This window comes from Plantactinospora alkalitolerans, from assembly GCF_015690345.1.
Taxonomy (GTDB): domain Bacteria; phylum Actinomycetota; class Actinomycetes; order Mycobacteriales; family Micromonosporaceae; genus Plantactinospora; species Plantactinospora alkalitolerans.
In genome coordinates, this window is sequence record NZ_JADPUN010000179.1 from 13043 (window position 1) to 28005 (window position 14963).

At 70.0% G+C, this 14963-nt stretch carries 13 protein-coding genes and 1 pseudogene; 2 read left to right on the forward strand and 12 right to left on the reverse strand.

Annotated features, from left to right (window positions below; all coding sequences use genetic code 11):
- Positions 1-104: 104 nt before the first annotated feature.
- From I0C86_RS19410 to I0C86_RS19450, 9 genes and pseudogenes are all read right to left on the reverse strand, one after another.
- A complete protein-coding gene (locus tag I0C86_RS19410) occupies positions 105-881 on the reverse strand; it encodes a glycerophosphodiester phosphodiesterase (protein WP_255527768.1) in 777 nt (258 codons plus the stop codon).
- Positions 882-1134: 253 nt separating this feature from the next.
- Positions 1135-1470 (reverse strand): rhodanese-like domain-containing protein, encoded by a 336-nt coding sequence (locus I0C86_RS19415; protein WP_196202674.1) that lies wholly within the window; start codon positions 1468-1470, stop codon positions 1135-1137.
- A 52-nt stretch (positions 1471-1522) separates the two neighbouring features.
- The gene (locus I0C86_RS19420) at positions 1523-2470 is read right to left on the reverse strand and encodes an LCP family protein (protein WP_196202675.1); all 948 of its coding nucleotides are present in this window, start codon (positions 2468-2470) and stop codon (positions 1523-1525) included.
- 270 nt (positions 2471-2740) lie between these two features.
- Positions 2741-4009, reverse strand: a complete 1269-nt coding sequence (locus tag I0C86_RS19425; RefSeq protein ID WP_196202676.1) for an LCP family protein — start codon at positions 4007-4009, stop codon at positions 2741-2743.
- A gap of 263 nt (positions 4010-4272) precedes the next feature.
- On the reverse strand, positions 4273-5520 hold the full coding sequence (locus I0C86_RS19430) for an LCP family protein (protein ID WP_196202677.1): 1248 nt from the start codon (positions 5518-5520) through the stop codon (positions 4273-4275).
- 75 nt (positions 5521-5595) lie between these two features.
- Positions 5596-6576: a UDP-glucuronic acid decarboxylase family protein gene (locus I0C86_RS19435; protein WP_196202678.1), complete on the reverse strand. Its 981-nt coding sequence runs from the start codon at positions 6574-6576 to the stop codon at positions 5596-5598.
- A gap of 150 nt (positions 6577-6726) precedes the next feature.
- Entirely contained in the window at positions 6727-8415 is a 1689-nt protein-coding gene (locus I0C86_RS19440) for a solute symporter family protein (RefSeq protein WP_196202679.1), read from the reverse strand.
- A complete protein-coding gene (locus I0C86_RS19445) occupies positions 8412-8825 on the reverse strand; it encodes a DUF485 domain-containing protein (protein WP_196202680.1) in 414 nt (137 codons plus the stop codon). The genes I0C86_RS19440 and I0C86_RS19445 overlap by 4 nt, the downstream gene beginning before the upstream one ends.
- A 305-nt stretch (positions 8826-9130) precedes the next feature.
- A pseudogene (locus tag I0C86_RS19450) lies at positions 9131-9670 on the reverse strand (flavin reductase family protein); the annotation flags it as partial.
- Positions 9671-9887: 217 nt separating this feature from the next.
- Between I0C86_RS19450 and I0C86_RS19455 the strand changes: the two are divergent.
- Both I0C86_RS19455 and I0C86_RS19460 read left to right on the forward strand, forming a co-directional pair.
- On the forward strand, positions 9888-10388 hold the full coding sequence (locus I0C86_RS19455; RefSeq protein ID WP_196202682.1) for a SigE family RNA polymerase sigma factor: 501 nt from the start codon (positions 9888-9890) through the stop codon (positions 10386-10388).
- Positions 10381-11199 carry a hypothetical protein gene (locus tag I0C86_RS19460; RefSeq protein ID WP_196202683.1) on the forward strand — a complete coding sequence of 273 codons (819 nt, stop codon included), beginning with the start codon at positions 10381-10383 and terminating at the stop codon, positions 11197-11199. The genes I0C86_RS19455 and I0C86_RS19460 overlap by 8 nt, the downstream gene beginning before the upstream one ends.
- A gap of 109 nt (positions 11200-11308) precedes the next feature.
- Here the strand turns inward: I0C86_RS19460 and I0C86_RS19465 are convergent, their stop codons facing one another.
- The 3 genes from I0C86_RS19465 to I0C86_RS19475 all read right to left on the reverse strand — a co-directional run.
- Entirely contained in the window at positions 11309-12952 is a 1644-nt protein-coding gene (locus I0C86_RS19465) for a sodium/solute symporter (RefSeq protein ID WP_196202684.1), read from the reverse strand.
- Position 12953: 1 nt separating this feature from the next.
- Complete coding sequence (locus tag I0C86_RS19470) at positions 12954-13367, reverse strand: DUF485 domain-containing protein (RefSeq protein WP_196202685.1); 414 nt, start codon at positions 13365-13367, stop codon at positions 12954-12956.
- 59 nt (positions 13368-13426) lie between these two features.
- On the reverse strand, positions 13427-14963 hold a 1537-nt coding region (locus I0C86_RS19475), incomplete at its 5' end, for a DUF4153 domain-containing protein (protein ID WP_196202686.1).

Consider the following 14963-nt stretch of genomic DNA (forward strand, 5'->3'; position numbering starts at 1 on the left):
AGTCTGCCTCTTCGGCCTGGCTTTGGGCAGTACCCGTCGTTCCGCTGTGACTTCCGGCGCCGGTAATCGACCCCGGCGTCGCCGCTGTCCGGCTAAACGGCGGGTCAGCGGCCCAACCGTTCGAGGATCAGCGCGGGACGGTCGGTGATGATCCCGTCCACGCCGCGCGCCAGCGCCAGATCGAGTTCGGGGGCCTCGTTGACGGTCCAGACGTAGACGCGGTTGCCAGCGGCGTGCAGCGCCGGCACGAGACGCGGGCGGGTACGGAGCAGCTTGAGGCTCGGGCCGGCGATCCGGGCTCCGAACGGCAGCCGCCCCCGCCGCAGCCCGGGCGGCAGGACGTCCAGCAACAGCACGGTCGACAGCCGTGGCGCCAGCCGCCGGACCTGCCGTACGGCCAGCGGCGAGAACGACATCACGGTCACCCGTACCGGATCGTCCGGCCGGGGATCCGCCAGGCCGTGCCGGTGCAGCATGGCGACCAGCCGCCGCTCGACCTCGGAACCGTGCCGGGTCGGGTGTTTCGTCTCGATCAGCAGCTCGACCTTGCGCCCGGCGGCCCGGACGGCCCGGAGCAGGGTGTCCAGGGTGAGCAGGCGGGTACGGTCGGGATCCGCCGGGACGTCCCCGTCGATCGCCCCGCCGGTGTGCCACGAGCCGTAGTCGAGCTGCTCCAGTTCGGCGAGCGTGTACGCCCCCACCCGCCCCCGACCGTTGCTCGTCCGGTCCAGCCGACGGTCGTGTACGCAGACCAGGTGACCGTCCCGGGTCAGCCGGACGTCGCACTCCAGACCGTCCGCGCCCTCGTCGAGGGCCTTCAGGTACGCGGCCAGCGTGTGCTCGGGCATCGTCTCCGACGAGCCACGGTGTGCGAAGACCAGCGGTCCGGTCCGGAGTCCCGGGGGGTCGCCGGGGAGCCGTGCCGTCTCGCCGGGAAGGCGTGGCACGGGTGCACGCAGTCCCGGCTCGCTCCGGGCACTTCCGAGCTGTCTCGGCGACCGCCAGCGCGGGGTCCGCGACCCCGGCTCACTCCTTGCGCTCACGGGAGTACTCCGGTTGTTCGCGACTGCGGGGCCCGCAAGCCCGGCTCACTCCTCGCGCTCACAGGGGTTCTCCGGTCTTCCCGACGGGTGGTCAGATGACCCGGGCCGGTTGTCCGTCCTCGCTCTCCAGTGGGCGGCCGGCGGCGGCCCACTGGCGCATTCCGCCGTCGAGGTTCCGGACGTTGTCCCAGCCGTTGTTCATCAGGTAGCCCACGACCTGTCCGGAGCGACCGCCGGAGCGGCAGACCACGACGACGTCGGCGTCGGAGGGTATCTCGGCCATCCGGGCGGGCACCTCCATCATCGGCAGGTGGTGGGCGTCGGGGGCGTGCCCGGCGGCCCACTCGTCCGCCTCCCGTACGTCCAGCAGGTAGGCGTCGGCGGGTACGTCGGCGGCGGTCACGGTGGGAAGGTTGGATGCGAACACGGTTACCAAGCGTAGAGCCTGTTCCGATCGAGGGGCGGAGCGAGGACCCGGTTCAGAGACGATTGACCCACTTTGGGTTGGCTCGAACCCAGTTGTCCAGACTGGTGTGCCGCATCGAGTCGAACAGCGTGTTCGCCGGCTCGTCCAGCAGCACGTACGAGACCTCGTCGATCATCTCGGAGTGGGACGGAAGCTGGATTCCGAGCAGGCCGTCGGAGCGGATCCGACGCATCGCGAAGATCATCTCCTCCAGGGGTGTCCCGTTGGTGTCGACGGTGAACGAGGAGCCGATGGCCCGGATCACCTGATCCAGCCGGAGCGGATTCCGGAGCATGTCCGTGGTGGTGGCCTTGTCCATCATCGCCCGTAGCAACTGCTGCTGGTGTCGCTGCCGGTCGAAGTCGCCGTTCGGTAGGTCGTAGCGTTGGCGGGCGTAGTCGAGCGCCTGTGCGCCGTTCATCTGGTGGCAGCCGGGATTGAAGACGGACTTGGTGTGGATCGACCGGACCGGGGTGTCGACGCACATCCGGACGCCGCCGAGCAGGTCCACCACGCGCTGGAAGCCGGCGAAGTTGACAAGTGCCGCGCCGTCGAAGCGGATTCCGGTGAGTCGGGTCAGCGTCGCCGACAGCAACCGGGTGCCGCCCTGGCCCCCGCCGCCGTACTGGAAGGCAGAATTGATCTTGTCTGGTCCGCCGGGGTAGTTGCCCGCCGGGGCCGGCGGGATCTCGACCAGGAGATCCCGGGGTACGGAGATCAGGTAGGCCCGGTCCAGACCGGCGGGCAGGTGGGCGATCATGATCGTGTCCGACCGCTGATCCGTCCCCGGGTCGGCCGTGTCGCGCTGGTCGGAGCCGACCAGCAGGTAGTTGAGCGGTCCGGTGACGTCACCCCGTTCCCGCCGGGCGGCCGGGTCGAGGAGCATCTCCTTGACCACGCTGTTGTCGTAGCGGTCGGCCAGCATGTGCAGGCCCGCCCCGCCGGCCCCGGAGATCAGCACCAGGGCCAGCCCGAATCCGAGTGCGACCTTCGCCCAGGCGGGAGCCTTACGCCGGTGTCGGCCTCGGTCGGCGCGGCTGCTGCCCGCGCCACGGGTACGGCTGCCGGATGGAGCGCGTCCTGGCCGCTCGGGTTCGCCCGGAGCCGCCCGCTTGGGTGTGAACGTGATCCCTCCCCGGGCCCGACTGAGTGAAGCTTTCTCACTTCAGGCTAGGGGCCCGGTTTGCGTGTTCAGCGGCTTTTGCGATTTCTGTTGGACTCGATCGCCCCGCTACTTGGCGGTGGTGGGTGCGAGCACGCTCGGATTGTTGATGATGAACTCGTCCAGCCGGTCGGCCTTGACCGCGGCGAACATCTGCCGGCTGGTGTCGTTGATCACCTCTCGACCGGCCCCGTTACCGCTGAAGTTGCCGTTGTTGGTCCGGAGCAGAACGAGATCGTTGGCGGCCACCCCGCGCATGGTGAAGATGAAGTTCGCGGTCGGGACGCCGCCGGTGTCCAGGATCAGCGCCTCGCCGGCGGCCTTCATCAGCCGGTTGAGCTTGCCGAGGTCGGTCATCACCCCGTCGCTCATCGCCTTCTTGGCCATCCCCTTGATCAGCTGCTGCTGGTTCTGCTGGCGGTCGTAGTCGCCGTGGGCGAGGCCGTAACGCTGGCGGGAGTAGTCGAGCGCCTCCCACCCCTTCATCTGGCGACAGCCCTTCTTGTGCACCACCGGCTTCTTCGTGCCACCGACCTTCTTGGCCTCGTGGTTCCACATCGGCTCACCGTTGACGAGCGTCATGTGCTTGGACTCGACCTGCTGGCGTACGCACATCGGAATGCTGCCGAGCGCGTCGATGACCTTCTTGAACCCGCTGAAGTTGATGATCGCCGCGCCGTCGAAGCTGATCCCGGTGAGCTTGTGGATGGTCTGCGCCATCAACTGCGCGCCGCCCTTGAGACCGGCACCGTTCTGGGCGCCGTGGAAGAACGCCTCGGTGGCCTTCGCCGTACCGCCGTTGTACCGGCTGGCCTTGAACGCCGGCACCTGCACCTCGGTGTCCCGTGGAATGGAGAGCAGGTACGCCTGGTCGTGGGTGGCCGGGATGTGCAGCACGATGATGGTGTCGGCCCGGACGTTGTCGTCGTCCAACCGTTCCCGGGCGTCGATGCCGAGCAGCAGCAGGTCGATCGGACCCTCCAGGTCCTCGCCGCCCTCGGCCTCGGTCTTGCCGGCCGTGCCGAGCAGGTTCTCCTTCTGGATGTTGCCGGTGGCCTTGCCGATCGCGACCTTCATACCGGTGATGCCGACCCCGCTGGCGACCAGCAGCACCGCACCGAAGACCAGCGTGAGGCGAGCCCAGAGCGGAGCCTTGCGGCGTCGTCCCGCCGCGCCGTTCTTGCCCTTGCCACCCTTGCCACCCTTGCTCTTGCTGGGCTGCCCGTTCGGGCCACGGTCGTCCGGACCCGTGCCCGGCGGCGAGGTGGCCGCCGCCGCGCGCGCGGGTGGACCCGCCGAGGCGCGCCGTGGGGGACGTCGGCGAGATTGCACCGGCATGCCTGCTCCAGGTTCAGGGGGTGAGGGGGCGGGGCCGCGACGCGGTACGGACACCGCAAAGCTTCCCCCAATTTGCTTACGCTACATGTTCTTGTTGCTTTGCGGCAGCGCGCTTTCCGGCATACGACGGCAACCGTCCGTGCTTGCCGGAGGGGCCGGAAGCACGGACGGCTCGCCTGTGTGGCGGGGCGGTGGCGGGGCAGTGACGTGACGTGACGGCAACGTGACGTGAGGGTGCCGGCCGGCGCGTTCGGCGGCCCCGATCAGCCGCCGCTGGCCGGAGTCGGGGTCGGGGCGACGTTCGCCTGTACCCAGGCCTCCATCGTGTCGGAGGACATCGCGCGGTACATCGCCAGCGCCTTCTCCCGGTTGGACACCACCACGGACTCGCCGTTGATGGTCTCGCTGCCGTTGTGCGGGCTGGTGATGAACTGCAGGTTCTCCCCACGCAGGTTGCGGAACTGGACCGCCATGTCGACCAGGGAGAAGCCCTCGTCCACGGTGACCGCGCTGGTGACCGACTTGAGGAAGGCGTTCAGCTTGGCCGGGTTGGTCAGCGTGCCGGAGCTGGCCGCCTTGTCCATCAGGGCACGCAGGAACTCCTGCTGGTGCCGCATCCGGGCGAAGTCCCCGTCCGGGAACTGCTTCCGCTGCCGGATCCAGTCCAGGGCCTCGGCCCCGTCCATGTGGTTGGTGCCCTTCTTGAACTTCCGGAACGGCTTGTGGATCGAGGTGATGTTGCGTTCGACCTTGAGGTCCACCCCACCGAGCGCGTCGGTGACCTCCTTGAACCCGGCGAAGTCGATCGCCATCACATGGTCGATCCGGACGTCGGTGAAGCACTCCACGGTGCGTACCGCCAGGGGCAGGCCGCCGAACGCGAACGCCGCGTTGATCTTTCCGCGCTCGCCGCTTCCGCACTCCGCGCCGGGACTGTCCGGAATCGGTACGTAGAGGTCCCGGGGCACCGAGACGAGGTACGCCTTGTCGTGACTCGCCGGGATGTGCATCACGATGATGGTGTCGGCCCGCCACTTGCTGGCCTCGTTGACCGGGGCGTCCGGATCCCGGGAGTCGCTGCCGACCAGCAGGATGTTCAGCGCACCACTGACCGACTTGGGACGGTCTCCGGTCAGCGCCGAGAACGGGTCGGTGCGGGCCAGGCCCTTGTCGAGTCCTCTGACGTACAGCCAGATGCCGCCGCTGGTGAGCAGGCCCAGCACGAGTACCGCGATGCCCGAGACCAGGGCGATCCGCCGCCAGTTCGGCCGGGGGCCACGACGGGCCGGACCGCCGGGCAGGCCCGGACCGCCGGGACCGCCCGGACCACCCCCGCCGGGGCCGTCGTACGCCGAGCGGCTCTGACCGGGTACGCCCGAGACCTGGGCCCGGCCGGAGATCCGGTTCGATCCGGCCGAGGCCGGTCCGGGCACCGAGGCACGGCCGGCGGATCCGCCGGCCGTCATTCGTTGGCCGCCATGGGCTGCGTTCGGGGGAGGGCTCTCGAACATGCCCTCAGGGTACGTAGCGAAGCCAAGGAACCGCTGTGTGCCACGGCTGAACTGGCACGGAGCCGGTATCCTCCGCTACCTCGCCAACCGCTGGCTGAAGTGTTCGATCGTGCGGCGGAGCCCCTCGGCGGGGGTCACCTCGGGCTCGTAGCCGAGCCGCTCCCGGGCGAGCGTGAGGTCGGGCCGCCGCTTTTCCGGGTCGTCGGCCGTCCGGGTGATGTAACTCACCTGCGATCCGCTGCCGGCCAGTGCGGCGATCGTCTCGGCGAGTTCCCGCATCGACACCTCGTGCTCGGTGCCGCAGTTGATCGGGCCGGTCTCGGTCGAGTCGAGCAGCATCAGGATGCCGCGTACCAGGTCGCTGACGTAGCAGATGGACCGGGTCTGCGTTCCGGTCCCGTGCACGGTCAGCGGCTCGCCGCGCAGCGCCTGGGTGATGAAGGTGGGGATGGCCCGCCCGTCGTCCGGACGCATCCGTGGCCCGTAGGTGTTGAAGATCCGGACGATGCCCACATCGAGCCCGTGGTAGCGGTGGTAGGCCATCGTGCTGGCCTCGGCGAACCGCTTGGCCTCGTCGTACACGCTGCGTACGCCGATCGGGTTGACGTTGCCCCAGTACGTCTCGACCTGCGGGTGCACCTGCGGGTCCCCGTACGCCTCGGAGGTGGAGGCCAGTACGAACCGGGCCCGGTCGGCGACGGCGCGGTCCAGCAGATGCAGGGTGGCCAGCGAACCGACCCGGAGGATCTCGATCGGTAGCGTGGCGAAGTCCGTGGGGCTGGCCGGCGAGGCCAGGTGCAGGATGGCGTCGAACCGCTCGGCGACCGCCGGGTGGTGGCCGGGGAGCCCTTCCGAGATGTCGGCCTCGACCAGGGTGAACCGGGGGTGGTCCGCGAGGTGGGCCACGTTCTCCTTGGAGCCGGTGACGAAGTTGTCCACCGCGACCACCGTGCAGCCTCGCGCGATGAGCGCGTCGACCAGGTGGGACGGGACGAATCCGGCACCGCCGGTGACGAGGATCCGGTGTTCTGCTCCGAAACGCTGGGCTACCACCATGCTGTCAGCCTACCTACGATGCTGATCTCCGGCGGCCGAGGGGAGTCGTCGACCGCCCCGGGCCGAATGGGCGACGGGTGGTGCCAGGGTAACTTTCGTCCCCCGACACCACCCGTTACCGAATTATCACTTTCGGTACCTGTGCTCCGGTCAGTGCGCTCCCGCTCCGGTCAGGGCCCGGACCTCGAGTTCGGCGTACTTGTCCGCGTCCGTCTCCTTCGACACCAGGGTGCCGATCCAGCCGCAGAGGAAGCCGACCGGGATGGAGATGATGCCCGGGTTGGACAGCGGGAACCAGTGCCAGTCGTGGTCCGGGAACATCGCCGTCGCCGATCCGGAGACCACCGGTGAGAAGAACACCAGTCCGACGGCGCTGATCAGACCTCCGTAGATCGCCCAGACCGCGCCCGAGGTGTTGAACCTCTTCCAGAACAGGCTGTAGAGGATCGCCGGCAGGTTGCCGGAGGCCGCCACCGCGAACGCCAGCGCCACCAGGAACGCCACGTTCAGGTTCTGCGCGAAGATCGACAGCACGATCGAGATCGCGCCGATCACCAGCGCCGAGATCCGGGCGACGTTGACCTCCTGGCGCTCGGACGCCTGCCCGCCCTTGACCACGTTCGCGTAGAAGTCGTGGGCAAGGCTGGACGAGGAGGCCAGGGTCAGCCCGGCGACCACGGCGAGGATGGTGGCGAACGCCACCGCCGCGATGATCGCGAGCAGCGCGGCCCCACCGACGTCGCCACCGAAGAAGTCGATGCCGAGCGCCTCGGCGAGCTGCGGGGCCGCGGTGTTGCCGGCCTTGTCCTGGGCGACGATCGCCTCCCGGCCCACCAGAGCCGCCGCGCCGAAGCCGAGGGCGAGGGTGAACAGGTAGAACGTGCCGATGATGCCGATCGCCCAGAGCACGCTCTTCCGGGCCGCCCTGGCGGTCGGCACGGTGTAGAAGCGGATCAGGATGTGTGGCAGTCCGGCGGTGCCGAGCACCAGGGCGATGCCGAGGGAGAGCAGGTCGACCTTGTTGTAGAAGGTCTGCGTCGCGTCGCCGGCCACCTCGACGCCGTACCGCAGTCCGGGTTCGAGGAACGCGGAACCCTTGCCCGAGGCGTTCGCCGCGTCGCCGAGCAGCGTGGACAGGTTGAACTTGTAGTGCGCCAACACCAGGATGGTCATCACCAGGGCGCCGGCCATCAGCAGGAACGCCTTGACGATCTGGACGTAGGTGGTGCCCTTCATGCCACCCACGGTCACGTAGATGATCATGAGGGCGCCGACCATGATGATGGTGGCGATCTTCGCCGCGTCCGCGTCCATGCCGAGGAACGTGGTACCCGGCCGGATCCCCAGCAGCAGCGCCACCAGCGCGCCCGCGCCAACCATCTGGGCCAGCAGGTAGAAGATCGAGACCGTGATCGTGGAGACCGCCGCAGCCGTCCGGACCGGCCTCTGCCGCATCCGGAACGCCAGCACGTCGGCCATCGTGTAACGGCCCGAGTTCCGCAGCAGCTCGGCCACCAGCAGCAGGGCCACCAGCCAGGCGACCAGGAACCCGATCGAGTAGAGGAAGCCGTCGTAGCCGTACAGCGCGATGATGCCGGCGATGCCGAGGAACGACGCGGCGGACATGTAGTCGCCGCCGATCGCCATGCCGTTCTGGAAGCCGGAGAACGACCGGCCACCGGCGTAGAAGTCGGTCGCCGTCTTGGTCTGCCGGCTGGCCCAGACGGTGATCCCCAGGGTCACCGCGACGAAGACCAGGAAGAGCGTGATGGTCAGGGTACGGGCGGTGCTGCTGCCGGCCTCGGCGGCCAGCACGACACCGTTGATCGCCTCGCTCATGACGTCACCTCCTTGTCCTTCGGCTGCGCCTCGTCGTCCGGCGTCACCGTGCCCGCCGGGTCGTGCGACCCCGCCGCCCCCTCCAGTTCCGCGCGGATCCGGTCAGCGGTCGGGTCCAGCTTGCTGGCGGCGAACCGGGAGTAGAGCCACGCGATCAGGAACGTGGAGACGAACTGCAACAGGCCGAAGACGAGGGCAACGTTGATGTTGCCGACGAGCTTGGTGCCCATGAAGTCGCGTGCGTACGCGGAGAGGATCACGTAAAGCGCGTACCAGAGGAAGAACGCCGCGGTCATCGGGAAGACGAAGCCACGGAGGGCCTTACGCAACCCGACGAACTCGTCCGACTGTTGTACGGCGACGTACCGGTCCGGTGGCGCGCTGGCCGGTGCGGGAGTGTCCGTAGACATGCTGGTCTCACCACCTTAAAAAGGGGCAGGGGAGTTTCGCGCACGGTATGGAGCCGCCGGGACACTCGGATAGCGGTGATCCGTTGGCTGGTCAGCGGGTGCGCCGAACGGGCCGGTGGCTGCGCCCAGTGACCCCGGTCACGCCGCTCGGCGACGCCGTACGCCGAGCCTCCCCGGTCCGGACGGCTGTCCCCGCCCGCCGGCCCGGACGGGCGTCTTCCGCCTGCGGGCCGACGACTGTCCCCGCCTCCCGGCCCGGACGGGCGTCTTCCGCCTGCGGGCACGGCCGGTGCCGTACCGCCGGTTCAGCCGGCCAGTTCCCGATAGCGCCCGCGATGGTGCACCAGAGGCGGTGCCTCGTCCGACAGGTCCACCGTCTCGATGGTGGCCTCGACCAGCAGCGCCCAGCCGTACTCCCGGGCGCCGTCCAGCCGGCAACCCGCCCAACCACCGGCCCCGGCCGGCACCGGGCCGTACGGCGTACGGCTCCACTCCCCCGCCGCGAACAGCCCGCCGGGCGCGGGGAACAGCCCGGCGAACCTGTCGGCGAGTTGCCGGTGTGCCGCGCCCAGCACCGTCACCGCGAACCGTCCGCTGGCGGACGCCGCGGCCCACAGTTCCGACTCCTCGTCCAGCAGACCGATCAGACGTCCCGGCTCACCGTCGGCGACCAGCGTCGACGAGACGGTCAGCCCGGCGGGGCCGGCGGTTTCCCCGATGGTCGTCGGACCGTACGCGGTCCACAGCGTCACCGCCGCCGGCACTCGGCCACGGAACCGGCGCACCGGAGAGCGGTGCGGCTCCGGGGTGGCGAACGGATCGGTGTGGTGGATCTGCCCGCCGGGCGGCTCGGCTCGGTTCACGGCACCATTGTGCCGGGCGGGCGGGGCGGACCGGGCCCATCACCACGATCTTGTAGGCGCTGCCCCGGACACCGACCCGGTCCGTCGGAGCGCACGATCGACTCCGCTCTGTCCTCCATCGACTGAAAAAGCAGTGCGAGCGGGAAACCGGCAGCAGGGCTGGGGGGTGTTAGCGGTACGGATCTCGACGGGAGGGGCGATGGCCGGGGAACACGATTTTGAGGACTTCTACCAGTCCACTCGACATCGGGTGGTGACCGTTCTCTACGCCCTCGGCGGCAACATGGCGGACGCCCAGGACGCCGTCCAGGAGGCGTACGCGCGGGCCTGGCAACGGTGGTCGAAGGTGGGCGGGTACGCGGACCCGGAGGCGTGGGTCCGCACCGTGGCCCGTCGGATCCAACTGAACCGTTGGCGCAAGCTTCGCAACGGCCTGACGGCCTACCGCCGGCACGGAGCGGACCCGGCGGTTCCACCGCCGTCGGAGAACGCGGCCGCGCTGGTGGCGGCGTTGCGCCAGATTCCGGCCGACCAGCGTGAGGCGATCGTCCTGCACCACATGGTCGACATGTCGGTCGCGGAGGTCGCGACGCACCTGGGCGCGCCGGTCAACACGATCAAGACCCGACTGGCCAGGGGACGGAAGGCTCTGGCCGAACTGATCGGGGAGCAACTGAAGGAGGAGAGCGTCCATGCCTGATTCGGTCTTCGAGGATCTCTACCGGGACACCGAGCAGGTCCACTGGGCCTCGACCAGCGAGGTGCAGCACCGTGCCCGGCAGTTGGCCCGACGGCGGACGCTGACTGTGCTGGCGACCGCGCTCGTCCTGCTGGTCGGCGGCGGTACCGGCGTGTTGACCGCGCTGGCCGACTCCGGTACGCCCAACCTGCCGGACGTCGTGGCGACCGCACCGGTCACGCCGACCGCGACTCCGCCGGTGACCCCGCCCAACGAGCCTACGATCACCCCGTCCCGCCCCGCCAGCGACGCGGAATCGAGGGCCGACAGGGCCATTCCGGCCGCCGCCATGTTGCAGGGCTCCGACGTTCCGTCCGGGTTCCGGCCCTCGGGTCAGGACGTGGACGGCGATTGGACCTTGAACTTCCTCCTCTCGGCCCTCTGCGAGTCCAAAGATCCGTGGCCGCACCCAGGTCGGAAGATCGCGGAGCGGGGACAGAGCTTCACGAACGGTCAGCGGAGTCTCCTGCAACGGGTCGACCGCTACGCCGGCCAGGACGCGAAACGCGCCCTGGCCGCAGTGCGGACCAACGTGAACAACTGTGTTGCCCGCGATCGGGCCGAGATCTCCATCGTCGGCCAGGGTTTCGCCGGGGAGGAGTCCCTGCTCGTGTACTCCGAGAATGAGGGTCTCGGGAACCTGTTGATCTTTGTTCGCCAGGGGGACCTGCTGGCCGAGATCTGGCGGAAGGACGGGACCGACCGCGCCGATGCCCTCCGGTTGGCCGATCGGGCCGCCGCCCGGCTCTGTGTCGGTACGAACGTCTGCTGATCCGTACCCCGGCCCGTGTCGTCAGCCCGCGCCCCGCTCCTGCGGCGTCAACAAGCAGCGTTAATAAGGGCCCCTTCTTCTACAGAAAACGATAAGAAGGGGCCCTTCCTTACAAGCGGAGCGCCTCTGGGGCGTGCAGGCGCAGCATGATGGCCCCGACGTCGGCCGGGGTCCGGCGTCGGGTGGCCCAGGACGTGGTGACCATGACGGTGAAGGCCAGCGGAACGGTCCAGGCCGCCGGCTGGGCGATCAGTACGGCCGGCCAGCCGGTCAGCTCCGGCCCGAGGACGGTGAACAGGACGGCGCCGACCGCGGCACCGCCGCCGGCCAGGATCCCGGCGGCCGCTCCGGCGTCGGTCAGCCCGCGCCACCAGATTCCGAGTACCAGCAGCGGGCAGAAGCTGGACGCGGCGACCGCGAAGGCGAGCCCGACGACCTGGGAGACGTCCAGCCCGGACACGTTGAGGGCGAGCACCATCGGGATCAGCCCGGCGAGCACCGTGGCGAGCCGGAAGTCGCGTACCGAGCCCTGACCGAGCAGATCGGTGGAGACCACCCCGGCCACGCTGGTGAGTAGTCCGGACGAGGTGGACAGGAAGGCGGCGAACGCCCCGGCGGAGACCAGGGCGGCCAGTAGCTGTCCGGTCGGGCCGTTGCCCAGGGCCGCACCGGGCAGCAGCACCACCACCGCGTCGGTCTGCCCGGTCAGCAGCAGTTGCGGGGTGTAGATCCGGCCGAGCACCCCGTACAGGGTGGGCAGTAGGTAGAAGGCGCCGACCAGGGCGAGCACCACCAGGGTGGTACGGCGGGCGGCGGCGCCGTCCGGGTTCGTGTAGAACCGCACGAGCACGTGCGGCAGCCCCATCGTGCCGAGGAAGGTCGCCAGAATCAGCGAGTAGGTGGCGAAGAGTCCCCGGTCGTCGCTGCCCGCCATGCTCGGCAGCAGCCAGTCGAGCCCGTTGTCGGCGGCCACGCTGGAGATTTCCGGTACCTGTTCGCCGGCCGCGAACGACAGTTCGTCGCCGGGGCGTACCTCCCGGGACGTTCCGTCGGGCAGGGTGAGGGTCGCCGGCTCCTCGACCACGACGGTGGTCGCGGTGGAGAAGACGGGACCGCCGACCGGGGTCACCGCCGGCCGGGAGTCCGCCTGCCACTGGAGGGCCAGGAAAATTGCCGGTACGGCGAGTGCCGTGAGCTTCAGCCAGTACTGGAACGCCTGCACGAAGGTGACCGCCCGCATCCCGCCGAGCGCGACGTTCGCGGTGACCACCGCACCCACCAGCAGTGCGCCGAGCGGGTACGGCGCGCCGGTGACCGTGGCCAGGGTCAGCCCGGCGCCCTGCAACTGCGGTACGAGGTACAGCCAGCCGATGAAGATCACGAAAGCGGTGGCGAGTTTCCGGAGGCGCCGGGAGCCGAGCCGTACCTCACAGAAGTCGGGCAGCGTGAACGCACCGGACCGGCGTAGCGGCGCGGCGACGAACAGCAGCAGGGCGAGATAACCGGCGGCGAACCCGACCGGGTACCAGAGCACGTCCACGCCGTACTTGAGGATCAGTCCGGCGATGCCGAGGAAGGACGCGGCGGAGAGGTACTCGCCGCCGATCGCGGCCGCGTTCCAGGTCGGGCTGACCATCCGGGACGCGACCAGGAAGTCCGACGTGGTCCGGGCCAGGGTCAACCCGTAGAAGCCGATCGCGACCGTGACCAGGGTGACCGCGATGATCGCCGGCACGGTGTACGGGTTGTCCACCTCAGCGCTCCGGCCGCTGGATCACATCGGTGAAGTCCTGCTCGTTGCGTTCGGCCAGATGCACGTACGCCCAGCCGACTGCGACCAGGAACGGGAACGCACCGACTCCGAGCAGCAGCCACGGCAGGTTGACCCCGAACAGTTTCGCCGTACCGACCTCCGGGGCGATCGCGAACAGCAGGGGCAGGCCGCCCAGGCCGATCCCGACCACGAGGGACAGCCGCAGGGCGAGGGCGAGCTGGGCCCGGACCAGCCCTCGGACCAGGGCGTCGCCGACCTGGGTCTGCTGGGTCAGTTCGGCTCGGGTCCGTTCGGCGCGGGTGCCGCTGCGAACGACCTCGGCCAGCACCACCCTGGTCCGGGCGGACGTGTCCGGCGGCCCCGGCTCCGGTCGCGGATCGATGGGGGTGGCCACCTCGGCAGTCTCACCGCCTGGCCACGAATGTCAAGTCGTCGCGGCGCCGGCCGTGGTCGTCAGCAGCCGGTGTACGAGCTACCGGGGGTACCCCGAACGGGCGGTACCGGTGACTCGGCGGTTGGCTGCCCGGCCAGGATCTGCCGGGCCAGGATCTGCCGGGCCCGGATCCGGCCGAGGTTGGTCTCCCGCCAGTCGTCCCGGGGTAGTTCGGTGGCGATCGTGGTCGACGCACACCGGCGCAGCTCGGCGGGGAGCCGGTCGAACACGGGTACCGCGTCGGCGGAGAGCCGGGAGAGGTACCCGACGTCGATCCGGCCGGTCCTGGCGTACATGTCGACATTGCGCTCGGCGATCAACCGATCCGGGTTCACGGCGGCGAGGGCGAGCAGTGCGAGGACGGCGGTACCGAGGGCCAGTTGGGGAAGCCAGCCGGCGGAGAGCCGTATTCCGGCCGCCGCGATCAGCACGAAGATCAGTCCCAACCAGAGTTCACAGGTGGCCACCAGCAGCCGGAGCCGGGTGGCGCCGTACGCGTCGGCGTACACGTCCATCCGGTACAGGGCGGACGCCACCACCACCAGACTCAGCAGGGTCAGCCCGCCGAGCAGGATCCGGATCAGGGCCCGGTCGGTCCGGGTCTCCCGGGGCGCCCACCAGGCCGCCGCGCCGATCACCAGCAACGTGAGTACGGAGACGGCGAGCAGTTGCCAGAAGCCGCTGCGGGCGTACTCGGCATAGGTCAGCCCGGCGGTCCGCAGGACGTGGTCCGAGCCGCCGAACAGGCTCGTCACCTGGACCGCGACGAAGAGCACGAACAGCGTGTCCAGCAGGGCCACCGGCAGGACCCACTCGGCCCGGCGCAGTCGCTTCCGGCCCGGGTCGGCCGTCAGCCCGGTCAGGTCGGGTGGCGCCGCGAGTACGTAGACCGCGCCGAGCAGGGCCGCGCCGACCAGTCCGAACACGAAGACCCAACGGACGACGGTGGACGGTGACAGATCCGGCAGCCCGCGGTCGACCAGCCCGGCGAACGCCGCGTCGGCGGAGGAGAAGAGCAGACCGAAGACCGTCAGCAGGACGAGCGAGACGGCGACGGTGGCCAGTGCCCGGCCGGCTCCGTGTTCCTGGCCCGGTCGTGCCGGCCGGGCCAGTCCCCTGGCGACCCACGGCATCGACCGGAACACCGCCATCGACGGGATCAGCCCGGAGAACAGGATCGCGCGCACCGACCGCCCGCCCGCCACGGTCAGTGCCGCCGTCATCGCGGCGGTGAGCAGGCAGAGTACGAACAACCAGCCTGCGGCCCGGATCGTGCCGACGCCGAGCAGGGCGAGTGTGGCCAGCCCCCAGAGCGGGCGGGACCAGCCGAACCGACCCCGGATGCTGTTGTCGCGGCCGGCCGCTCGACCGGGGCTCCCGTCGGGTGACCGCTGAACGCTGCTCGTGTCGTCGGTCGGTCGGGCGGCGATCCGGGCGGCGGTGACCAGGGCCGCCGCCCCGGCGACTCCGCCGACGAGCCAGCCGAGCCCCGGCCGGGTCAGGGGGAGGCTCACCGCGGACACCGCCGCCGCCGCGGCCACCGCGCCGAGGACCGGC

Bases quoted from the DNA above. Each gene is read 5' to 3' on its own strand.
- I0C86_RS19425 (WP_196202676.1), bottom strand. From the start codon at position 4,009: ATGCCGGTGCAATCTCGCCGACGTCCCCCACGGCGCGCCTCGGCGGGT.
- I0C86_RS19430 (WP_196202677.1), bottom strand. From the start codon at position 5,520: ATGTTCGAGAGCCCTCCCCCGAACGCAGCCCATGGCGGCCAACGAATG.
- I0C86_RS19435 (WP_196202678.1), bottom strand. From the start codon at position 6,576: ATGGTGGTAGCCCAGCGTTTCGGAGCAGAACACCGGATCCTCGTCACC.
- I0C86_RS19440 (WP_196202679.1), bottom strand. From the start codon at position 8,415: ATGAGCGAGGCGATCAACGGTGTCGTGCTGGCCGCCGAGGCCGGCAGC.
- I0C86_RS19445 (WP_196202680.1), bottom strand. From the start codon at position 8,825: ATGTCTACGGACACTCCCGCACCGGCCAGCGCGCCACCGGACCGGTAC.
- I0C86_RS19455 (WP_196202682.1), top strand. From the start codon at position 9,888: ATGGCCGGGGAACACGATTTTGAGGACTTCTACCAGTCCACTCGACAT.
- I0C86_RS19460 (WP_196202683.1), top strand. From the start codon at position 10,381: ATGCCTGATTCGGTCTTCGAGGATCTCTACCGGGACACCGAGCAGGTC.